Source organism: Streptomyces sp. NPDC060198, assembly GCF_042728415.1.
GTDB lineage: Bacteria > Actinomycetota > Actinomycetes > Streptomycetales > Streptomycetaceae > Streptomyces.
The window spans coordinates 1-6186 of record NZ_JBHWZJ010000395.1 but is presented as its reverse complement, the minus strand read 5'-3'; the positions used below and the strand labels follow the sequence as shown (position 1 = coordinate 6186).

At 73.2% G+C, this 6186-nt stretch carries 7 protein-coding genes; 2 read left to right on the top strand and 5 right to left on the bottom strand.

The window, feature by feature from the left end:
* Positions 1 to 790 (bottom strand): NAD-dependent protein deacetylase (locus tag ACFWEP_RS30130; protein ID WP_387374764.1); only part of this gene is annotated, 790 nt, incomplete at its 3' end.
* A 401-nt stretch (positions 791 to 1191) separates the two neighbouring features.
* Here ACFWEP_RS30130 and ACFWEP_RS30125 point away from each other — a divergent pair.
* Positions 1192 to 1908: a class E sortase gene (locus ACFWEP_RS30125; RefSeq protein ID WP_387374762.1), complete on the top strand. Its 717-nt coding sequence runs from the start codon at positions 1192 to 1194 to the stop codon at positions 1906 to 1908.
* Positions 1909 to 2408: 500 nt separating this feature from the next.
* Here the strand turns inward: ACFWEP_RS30125 and ACFWEP_RS30120 are convergent, their stop codons facing one another.
* The 4 genes from ACFWEP_RS30120 to ACFWEP_RS30105 form a co-directional block, all read right to left on the bottom strand.
* Positions 2409 to 3005 (bottom strand): HD domain-containing protein, encoded by a 597-nt coding sequence (locus ACFWEP_RS30120; RefSeq protein ID WP_387374761.1) that lies wholly within the window; start codon positions 3003 to 3005, stop codon positions 2409 to 2411.
* Between the two features lie 181 nt (positions 3006 to 3186).
* The gene (locus ACFWEP_RS30115) at positions 3187 to 3735 is read right to left on the bottom strand and encodes a TetR/AcrR family transcriptional regulator (RefSeq protein WP_387374759.1); all 549 of its coding nucleotides are present in this window, start codon (positions 3733 to 3735) and stop codon (positions 3187 to 3189) included.
* Complete coding sequence (locus tag ACFWEP_RS30110) at positions 3735 to 4319, bottom strand: sugar O-acetyltransferase (protein WP_387374757.1); 585 nt, start codon at positions 4317 to 4319, stop codon at positions 3735 to 3737. Before ACFWEP_RS30110 ends, ACFWEP_RS30115 begins: the two co-directional genes overlap by 1 nt.
* 97 nt (positions 4320 to 4416) lie before the next feature.
* Entirely contained in the window at positions 4417 to 5001 is a 585-nt protein-coding gene (locus tag ACFWEP_RS30105) for a CGNR zinc finger domain-containing protein (RefSeq protein ID WP_387374755.1), read from the bottom strand.
* A gap of 56 nt (positions 5002 to 5057) precedes the next feature.
* Between ACFWEP_RS30105 and ACFWEP_RS30100 the strand changes: the two genes are divergently transcribed.
* Positions 5058 to 6186: MFS transporter (locus ACFWEP_RS30100; protein ID WP_387374753.1), on the top strand; the 1129-nt coding region annotated here is incomplete at its 3' end.

Below are 6186 nucleotides of genomic sequence, written 5' to 3'. Positions count from 1 at the left end.
TCGCGTCCCGGTTGACGATCAGCACCGGCTTGTGGTCCTCGGCCGCCTGGCGTACGAACCGGAGGCCGGACATCACGGTCAGGGAGGACCCGAGGACCAGCAACGATGCCGCGTCCCGGACCATGGCGCGGCACCGCTCGACCCGCTCCGGCGGTACGGCCTCGCCGAAGAACACCACGTCCGGCTTGAGGACGCCGCCGCAGACCGTGCAGGGCACTACGGAGAAGTCCCCGACCTGCTCGTCGGTGAGGTCGGCGTCACCGTCCGGATTGAGGCCGGCGGCCACGGGCGCGAACCCCTCGTTGACCTCCTCCAGCCGGACGGCGAGTTCGCGGCGCGCGGTAAAGGTGCCGCAGGAGAGACAGACCACCCGGTCCAGGCTCCCGTGCAGTTCCACGGCGTCCGGACTGCCGGCCGCCCGGTGCAGGCCGTCGACGTTCTGGGTGATCACACCCGAGAGCAGCCCGTGCCGCGCGAAAGCGGCCACCGCCCGGTGCCCCGCGTTCGGGCGGGCACGGCCGAACGTACGCCACCCGAGGTGGCTGCGCGCCCAGTAGCGACGCCGGGCCGCGGCGTCCGCGGTGAACTCCTGGAAGGTCATCGGGGTGTGCCGGCTCAGGCTCCCGCCGTCCCCCCGGTAGTCGGGGATGCCCGACTCCGTGGAGATGCCCGCCCCGCTGAGTACCAGCACACCGCCGGCACCTAGGGCATCGGCGACCGGAGAGGGGTCCGTGGTGCCGGGCGGAAGATCATCGGGGGGCGTCCAGGTCAGAGTGGGGCGCATGCGCATGCCCCCAGGTTACGGCGGGCCGCCCGGCAGGTCCCGGGCACGGTCGCCGCCGGCGTCCGCCACCGACCGGTCCTGACCAGAGCGCCGAACATCGCCAGGCACGGTGGTGCCGGGCAGGCCGTCGTGACCGTCCGCGCACGCGACGGCCGCCTGCGCCCGACCGTCACCGACGACGGCCGAGGTGGCGCGGACGCGGAGAGGGGATCCGGGCCCACCGGCATCCGGCGCAGGGTCCTGGCACACGACGGCGGGCTCCACCTGGGCAGCCCGGCCGGATGCGTCCCGCCGGGCCTCCTGCGCGGCGTCCCGGACGCATCCGGCGGGGGCGGGCGGCCAGTGGTCTACTGGGAGGTGCGGGCGGCGCCCCGCCGTCCGCTCCGTCTCTCCGCCGGGGTACCGACATGCGTCCCTCCGCAGCCTCTCCGAGACGTGTTCCGCGGGCCGTCGTCGCCGCCGTGGCCATACTGGCCGTCGGCTCCCCGGCGGCAGTCGCGGTCGCGCCGTCCCCGGGTGCTCCCGCCCCCGCCGCGATCACGCCCGCCTCGACCGCCCCCGCCGCCGGTTCACCCGCACCTTTCGGTACGCGGGCCGACAGGACGGATCCGCGTACCGAGGAGGCACGGCTCACCATCCCGGCGATCGGCGTCACGGATCTCCGCGTGGTCCCGTACGAGGGCACCACGGACGATGCCCCGGGTACCCGCGTCCAGGACAGGGGAGTGGCCGCGAGTCCGTACGGCGAGGACGGCGGCGTCGGACCGGGCGAGACCGGGAACTACCTGGTGACGGCCCACCGGCTTTCCGCCGGGGGGCCGTTGCGCGATCTTCCGTCGCTGGCCAAGGGCGACACGGTCCTCGTGACGGCGGGCGGCACGGTGTACGAGTACCGGATAACCGAGACCCGGCAGACCTCGTTCCGCTCCGCTCGTTCGCTCGCCGAGCAGCGGGCGGAGGTACCGGGCGAGCCCGGCGAGAAGCCGGACCGGGCCATGATCACGATCTCCACCTGCGCCACACCGGAGGACGACGCGGCCGGAAACCACTGGCGCGACGCCCACCACAACCCGGAGCACCGCATCGACAAGATCGGCGTGTTGGTTTCCGCCCGACCGGCTTGAGCCGTGGCCTTCGAGGGACCGTCGCCCGGTCGTGCGCGGCGTGAGAAGTATCGGGCCGCCGATCACGGGGCTACCGTAGAACCGTGGCCAGAACCGAGCGTGATACCGATCGGCCGGCCGATTTCACCTGTCCGGCCTGCGGGCGGCCCGTCGAAAGCGAGGTCGTGCGGCGCAAGACCCTGGGAATCTTCGTCCCGCGGTGGGGCCCGGGCGCGTGTCACCACGCCGACTGCTCCAGGTATGCGGACGAGCCGTCGGCCACGGGGTCCTCGGAGCGCCACGTGCGAGCACCGGGGCGCCCGGCGCCCCGCCCGTACCGCGGCCGGCACCGCTGACTCCTCAAGCGTGCGTGCCAGGCGTCGCATGAGGGGCATGAGAGGCGGGACTTTCGCAACACGCTTGAGTCCGCGCCGCCCGCACCGGAGCCTGCCGTCCTCCGGTCGGGCATGCCCGGCGGACCGAATCCCCGGGACGTGATCCGGTGGTTCCGGGCGAGAGTGTCAGGGGCCGACCGGGAAAGACGCCTGCAGGGCGAGGCGCTGTTCGGCACCGTCGCCGATGCGCTCCAGCTCCTCGTCGAGTGCGAGGAACTCCTCCCAGTGCTCCCTGCCCGTGGCCCGGACCAGTCGTTCGACGACGAGGTCTTCGAGGTCCGGCACTCGCTTGTTCTTCCAGATCTTGTCGGCGGTGCTCACCAACAGGTCTTCCAGCGTCGCCCCCGCAGCGGACCACGTGGCGTGCGTGCCTGCGAAACGCGCCAGACCGGCGTCGAACCCGTGCGTCAGCAGCAATTTCCTTCCGGCCTCTTCATGGCGCGAACCGGGTCCGGAGAGTTCGGCGGGATGTTCCGTCTTGCCGATGTCGTGGGTCGCCGCCCCGAACAGGACGGCGGCGCGGTCGACATCGAGGCCGGGGGCGCGCGACTCCGTCCAGTCGACCAGTCGGTGCGCCACATCGTGCACCGCGCGCAGATGTACGGCGAGTCTGGGGGAAGCGGACAGCCGGTGGAGGAGACCGGCGACGGGGTGCGGGAGAGGGCGCAGCGGTGGATCGGTGGGTTCGAGCATGGCCCGGGACAGCAGGTCTGGTGGCGTCACGGGGGAATGGTAAAGCGTGTTGCGGAAGTAGCGCCGTCCGCCCGGAGGGCCGGTCGGCTCCGCTCGCGCTGAACGGGGGCACCACACGTGTGCCCGTGGAGCGCGCGTCAGGTTCGCGCCCCACGGGCGGTCGGGGGGAGAGCACCGGTCGTCGTCCGTTTCCGGGCGAACGGTGCGCGTGCTACCGGCTGTTCGCGGTGAGGCGGAGGACCGCCTCGCGCGTGAGCGCACGGTCGTGGGGCTCGGGGTCCAGGGCGCGGTGCAGGGTCATGCCCTCGATCAGCGCGTCGACCTGACGCGCGGTGTCCGGGTCGAAGCACCGCTCCAGAAGGGCGCGGCTGCGCCGCATCCAGGCCTGGGTCAACTCACGGTACTCGGGGCGGCGGGCGGCGAGGGTGTAGAGCTCCTGGGCGAGGACCAGGTCCCGGCGGGGCCCCTCGGACAGGACGTGGATGAGGTCGGTGACCGCCTCCCGGGCCTGGTCGACGGTCTCCACGCCGGTGAGATGGCGCTCGAAGACCGCCACGATGTGACTGGCGAAGAGGGTGAACGCCTCCCGCAGCAGCCCGTCCATGCCGTCGAAGTGATACGTCATCGAACCGAGCGGGACCTTTGCCCGCACCGCGATCTTGCGGTGTGACACGCCGGGTACGCCGTCGTCCGCGATCAGATCGAGGGTGGCGGCGATGATGCGCTCGCGCCGCTGCGGGTCCGCCTGCCCGGTCGCCATCAGATACTGCGCACCGGGCGGGCCGGGTTGCCGACCGCGACGACGTCGGCGGGGATGTCCTTGGTGACCACGGAGCCCGCACCGATGACGGAGTTGTCGCCGATGGACACACCCGGGCACACGATGACGCCGCCGCCCAACCACACGTTGTCGCCGATGGTGATGGGAAGTGCCGCTTCCAGCTTGTCCCGGCGGGGCTGCGGTTCCACCGGGTGAGTGGGGGTGAGGAGCTGGACGTTCGGGCCGATCTGGCAGTCCTCGCCGATAGTGATCCGTGCGACATCCAGCGCGGTCAGGTGGTAGTTGACGAAAGTACGGGCCCCGATGGTGATGTTGCTGCCGTAGTCGACGAAGAGCGGCGGCCGCACGTCGACACCCTCGCCCACCGAGCCGAGCAGCTCGGCCAGGACGGAACCGGCCCTGCCGTCGCCCGCCAGGTAGGCCTCCTGGTAGGAGGCGGCCAGCCGCATCGCCTGCTGCTGACGGCGGGCGATCTCGGGGTCGTCGGCGATGTACAGGTCCCCGGCGAGCATGCGCTCCAGCTGGGTGCGCGGGTCGTCGGCAAAGTAGTCCGTCGTCGTCATGCGTACGATCGTACACCTCGCGGATCCGGACGGATCTTCCCCCTCCGGTCGCGTGGCGAAGATGCCCGCTCGGGCCGGAGGGTGACGGTGTCCGCGATCACCCCGGCTCCCCGTCGCCGGCTCCCGAGGGGGAACGGGAGCGCCGGTGGGCCGCGACCCGTTCGCGGGTCGCGCAGCGGCGTGAGCAGTAGCGGCGCTCGGGTCCGCCGCCCCGGGCCAGGAACACCCTGCGGCAGCTCGGGGACGAACACACGCCGCCCGGCGGCTGTTGGGAGTCCCACACGAGCACCGTCAGGGCCATGCACGACGACGTCAGGAACCACTCCTCCCACGGCGCCTCGTCGTCGTGGTCGAGGTGCGGATGCCACGGGCTGCCGCCGCCGTGGGAGGACAGCCGGAGCCGTCCGGTGCGCTCCCGCAGGAGGCGATTGAGCGCCGCGGCGGCGGTATCGGTGTGTTCGGCGGCGAACACCTCCCATAGCAGAGCGGCGGCCTCGCGCATCCCCGCGACGTCGTCCGGGGTGAGGTCGATGGGGTCCGACTCGCCGAAGTCGCGCAGTACGGAGGTGATGTCACGGGCATCGGAGCGCTCGTCGCTGAGCACGTTGACCAGTGCGGCGGTCCGCCTGGCCGTGGCCAGGACGGAGTGCCGGGTCGACCAGTCGTCAGGAGAGGAGGGCATCCGGTGAATGTAACGCATATTGCGAGGTTTTGAGTTACCTGAGTAACGTCCACCAGATGGAAAAGCGTTACGCGCTCCCGCTCTTCGTCGGCGGGGCGTTGGCCGCCCGTACGGGGGACGAGATGTCCGGGCCCGCGCTGCTGCTGGCCGGACACGCCCTGACCGGGTCGGCCGCCGGGGCGTCCGCGCTGCTCGCGGGGATCACCGTCGCCGCCGTGGTGGGCGGGCCCGTGCTGGGGGCGCTGCTCGACCGGGCGGGGCGCCCGGGCCGCGTGCTGGCCTGGGCCCTGGTCCTGTACGCGACGGGTCTCGGGGCGATCCTGCTGGGTCTCGGCCGGTGGCCGTTCGCCGTCACCCTCCTGGTAGCGGTGTCGGCGGGGCTGCCGGCGCCCGCCCTCTCGGGCGGCTGGACGGCCCAACTGCCCCGGGTGGTGGCCTCCTGCCGATTGCCCCGGGCGAATGCGTACGACGCGATGACGTTCGGTGCGGCGGGCCTGGCCGGCCCGGCACTCGCGGGCGCGGTGGCCGGGGTGCTGGGCGCGCCGGCCGCTCTCGTCGTCTCCGCGGCACTCGTCGTCGCGGCGGTCCCCGTCGCGTGGACGCTGCCCGACCAGCCCGGGCCGCACGCCCCCGTCCGCGCGGTCCCGGTCCTCGGCGATCTCGCCGCGGGGGCCAGAGCCATCGCGGGCAGACCCGCTCTGGCCCGCGCGACCCTCGTCTCGGCCCTGTCCTGCACGGCGCAGGGAATGCTGGCGGCCTGCGCCGTGCCCCTGGGCGAACACGTGCTGGGCGGCGCCGGCCGGGGAGCCCTGCTCCTCACCTGCGCGGCGGCTGCCGCCCTGACGGCCAACGCCGTCCTCGCGAGATTCCCGCCGCCGTTCGCCCCCGACACGGTTCTTCGGGCCGCGGCCCTCGTCCAGGCGAGCGCCTTGGTCCTCGCCGCCCCGGCCGGACCCGCCCTGCTCCTCGGAGCCGTACTTCTGGCGGGAGCGGCCGAAGGGCCCCAGCTCACCGCCGTGTTCGCGATCCGGCACCGGGAGTCCCCGCCGCGCCTGCGCGGCCAGATCTTCACCACCGGTGCCGGTGTGAAGCTGACGGGGTACGCCCTCGGAGCCGCCGTCGCGGGACCGGCGGCCACCTGGTCCCTGCCGGGCGCACTGCTCCTCGCGGCGGGCGTGTCGGCCC

Excerpts from the sequence above, each read along its gene's own strand:
- ACFWEP_RS30125 (WP_387374762.1), top strand. The coding sequence starts at position 1,192 with ATGCGTCCCTCCGCAGCCTCTCCGAGACGTGTTCCGCGGGCCGTCGTC.
- ACFWEP_RS30115 (WP_387374759.1), bottom strand. The coding sequence starts at position 3,735 with ATGGCGACCGGGCAGGCGGACCCGCAGCGGCGCGAGCGCATCATCGCC.
- ACFWEP_RS30110 (WP_387374757.1), bottom strand. The coding sequence starts at position 4,319 with ATGACGACGACGGACTACTTTGCCGACGACCCGCGCACCCAGCTGGAG.
- ACFWEP_RS30105 (WP_387374755.1), bottom strand. The coding sequence starts at position 5,001 with ATGCCCTCCTCTCCTGACGACTGGTCGACCCGGCACTCCGTCCTGGCC.